The 3,822-nt window shown below is 72.3% G+C and carries 1 protein-coding gene; it reads right to left on the minus strand.

What is annotated here, in order from left to right; translation table 11 throughout:
• Positions 1–3,822, minus strand: a 3,822-nt coding sequence (locus AB0E96_RS39425; protein WP_359831424.1) for a type I polyketide synthase, incomplete at both ends; no start/stop codon positions are given.

Consider the following 3,822-nt stretch of genomic DNA (forward strand, 5'->3'; position numbering starts at 1 on the left):
GCCTCCGGTGCCGCCGGTGATGAGGACGGTCTCGTCGGCTTCGAAGGTGATCGGCTGGGGTTCGGTGGTGCTGGTGGTCGGGGTGAGGCGGGGGACGAACAGGTTGCCGTTGCGGATGGCGAGTTCGGGCTCGCCGCAGGCGACGACCGCACTGATCATCTGGGGGAGGGTGGTGAGGTCGTCGAGGTCGGCGAGGGTGATGCGTCCGGGGTTCTCGGCCTGGGTGGCGCGGACGAGTCCCCAGATGGGGGCGCCGGTGAGGTCGGTGATCTCGGGGTGGGCGACGGCGCCCGAGGTGACGACGACCAGGCGGGAGTCGGTGAAGCGGTCGTCGGCCAGCCATGCCTGGAGCGCGTCCAGGACCCGGCCGAGACCGGCCCGCACGCCGGCCGGTACGTCACCGCTCTGCGGGGCGCACGGCAGGACGATCACGGAGGGCAGTTCGTCGCCGTTGGTGGGGAGGTCGTCCCAGGTGATGGCGGACGGGGTGGTGGTGTCGGTGGTGTCGACGGTGATCGGGGCCCACTCCACGGCGAGCAGCGGGGGAGCGGCCTTCACCGCGTCCAGCTGTCCCGACGCCACCGGGCGGCCCAGGACGGAGGCCACGGTCAGCACCGGGACGCCGGCCGCGTCGGCCATGGCCAGGGACATGCTGTCCTGGCCGGTCGAGGCGATCCGGACGCGGAGCGTGGTGGCGCCGACGGCGTGGATGGACACGTCGTTCCAGAGGAAGGGCAGCACCGCCCGTCCGCCGTTGTCTCCGTCACCGGAGAGGAGACGGGCGTGCATCGCGGCGTCGAACAGCGCCGGGTGGAGGCCGAAGAGACCGCCCAGCTCCTGCTCGCTCTCGGGGAGCACGATCTCGGCGAAGGTCTCGTCGCCGCGCTGCCAGGCGGCCTTGAGCCCCTGGAAGACCGGGCCGTAGCCGTAGCCGAGCTCGTTGAGGGCGGCGTAGGCGTCCGTGAGGTCGATCTGTTCGGCCTCGGCCGGAGGCCACGCGGTGAGGTCGGCGTGCGAGGCGCGCGCCGTGGCGCGGCCGTTCAGCAGGCCCTGGGCGTGCAGGGTCCACACGCCGGAGTCGTCGCCGCGGGAGTGCACGGTCACCGCGCGGTCGCCGTTGCCGTCGAGGACACCGACCGCGACCTGGACGGACACGCCACCGCGCTCGGGGAGCACGAGCGGTGCCTGCAGGGCGAGTTCGGAGAGGACCTCGCAGTCGGCCTGCCGTCCGGCGTGCAACGCCAGCTCGACGAAGCCGGTGCCCGGGAAGAGGATCGTGTCCCCGATGCGGTGGTCGGCCAGCCAGGGGTGGCTGTCGACGGAGAGGCGGCCCGTCAGTAGGACGCTCGAGTCCGGCAGGAGCGCCGCCGCGCCGAGCAGCGGGTGGTCGGTGGCGTCGAGGCCGGCGGCGGAGACGTCGGTGGTGGTGCTGACGGCGTTGACCCAGAAGCGTTCGTGCTGGAAGGGGTAGGTGGGCAGGTCGGTGTGGCGGGCGTCGAGGCCGGTGAAGGCCTTCGTCCAGTTCACGGCGGTGCCGTGGGTGTGGAGGGTGCCGAGGGCGGTGAGGAGGGTTCGGGTCTCGTCGCGGTCGCGGCGTTGGGTGGGGATGGCGGTGGTGTGTTCGGTCGTCTGCTGGGCCATGGCGGTGAGGACGGCGTCGGGGCCGATCTCGAGCAGGGTGGTGACGCCGTGGTCGGTCAGGGTGTGGACGGCGTCGGTGAAGCGGACGGTGGCGCGGACTTGGTTGACCCAGTACTGCGGGTCGGTGAGTTCGGTGGTGGCGAGGGTGCCGGTGACCGTCGAAACGAGCGGGATGGTGGGCTCGTTGTAGGCCAACTGGGCTGCCACGGTGGCGTACTCGGCGAGCATGGGCTCCATGAGTACGGAGTGGAAGGCGTGGGAGACGCGGAGCTTGGAGGTGCGGCGTCCGTCGGTGGCGAAGCGCTCGGCGAGCGCCTCGACCGCGGTGGCTTCGCCTGAAATGACCACGGAGCGGGGGCCGTTGAGGGCGGCGATGTCGACGCCGTCGGTCAGGTGCGAGGAGATCTCGTCCTCGGTGGCCTCGACGGCGATCATCGCACCGCCGCCCGGAAGGGCCTGCATCAGCTTGCCGCGTGCGGAGACGAGTCGGGCCGCGTCCGGCAGGGACCAGACGCCCGCGACGTGCGCGGCGGCCAGCTCGCCGATGGAGTGCCCGGCGAGGTACTGCGGCTGGACGCCCCACGACTGCAGGAGGGCGAAGAGCGCGACCTCGACGGCGAAGAGGGCGGTCTGGGTGTAGGCGGTCTGGTTGAGGAGGTCGCTGTCCTCGCCCCAGATGACCTCGCGCAGGGGTCGGTCGAGCCACCGGTCCAGCTCGGTGCAGACCTCGTCGAAGCGGGCCGCGAACACGGGGTAGGTGGCGTACAACTCCTGCCCCATGCCGAGACGCTGGGCGCCCTGGCCGGTGAACAGGAACCCGGTGGTCCCGCCGGAGCGGGCCGCACCCGCGAGCGGTTCGGTGCCGTCGACGATGCGGTCGAGCGCGGTGAGCAGCTCCTCGCGTCCGGCGGCCGCGACGACCGCCCGGTGCTCGAACACCGTGCGTGCCGTGGCGAGGGTGTGGGCGAGGTCGACGATCCGGAGACCGTCGTTGTTCCTCAGCCGGGAACCAAGGCGTGCGGCCTGGTCGCGCAGTGCGGCACTGGTCCGGGCGGTGAGGACCACGGGGACCAGCGGCTCGGGCGAGCCGGCGGCCGCGAGGGGTTCCTCGGCCCGTTCGACGCCTTCGATGATCACGTGGGCGTTGGTGCCGCTGAGGCCGAAGGAGGAGACGCCGGCCCGGCGGGGCCGGTCGCCGAGGGGCCATGCGCGCGGCTCGGTGAGCAGTTCGACGGCGCCGGCTTCCCAGTCGACCTGGGAGGAGCGCTGTTCGGCGTGCAGCGTGGGCGGCATGACGCCGTGGCGCATGGCCTCGACGACCTTGATGACGCCCGCGACGCCGGCGGCGGCCTGGGTGTGGCCGAGGTTCGACTTGATGGAGCCGAGGTGGAGGGGCTGGTCGGCGGGCCGGTTCTGGCCGTAGGTGGCGATGAGGGCCTGGGCCTCGATCGGGTCGCCGAGGCGGGTGCCGGTGCCGTGCGCCTCGACCACATCGACGTCGGCGGTGGTGAGGCCCGCGGCGGTGAGGGCCTTGCGGATGACGCGCTGCTGGGAGGGGCCGTTGGGGGCGGTGAGGCCGTTGGAGGCGCCGTCCTGGTTCACGGCCGAGCCCTTGATGACGGCCAGCACCGGGTGGCCGTTGCGGCGGGCGTCGGACAGCCGCTCCAGCAGGAGCATGCCGACACCCTCGGAGATGCCGGTGCCGTCGGCGGCCTCGGAGAACGACTTGCTGCGGCCGTCGGCGGCCAGTCCGCGCTGTCCGCTGAAGTAGACGAACATGTCGACGCTCGACATCACCGTCACACCACCGGCGAGGGCAAGTGAGCACTCGCCCTGTCGGAGGGCCTGGCCGGCCCAGTGCAGGGCGACCAGGGAGGAGGAACAGGCGGTGTCGACGGTGACGGCCGGCCCCTCCAGGCCGAACGTGTAGGAGACCCGGCCGGTGACCAGGCTGCCGCCGCTGGTGGAGCCGAGGTCGCTGCCCATCCCGTAGTCGTGCGACATGACGCCGGCGAAGACGCCGGTCGCCGAGCCCTTGAGGGTGGTGGGGTCGATGCCGGCTCGTTCGAGGGCTTCCCAGGAGGTCTCCAGGAGGAGGCGTTGCTGGGGGTCCATGGCGAGGGCTTCGTTGGGGCTGATGCCGAAGAAGGCGGGGTCGAAGTCGGCGGCGTTGTGGAGGAA

The organism is Kitasatospora sp. NPDC036755 (assembly GCF_040636595.1).
Taxonomy (GTDB): Bacteria; Actinomycetota; Actinomycetes; order Streptomycetales; family Streptomycetaceae; genus Kitasatospora.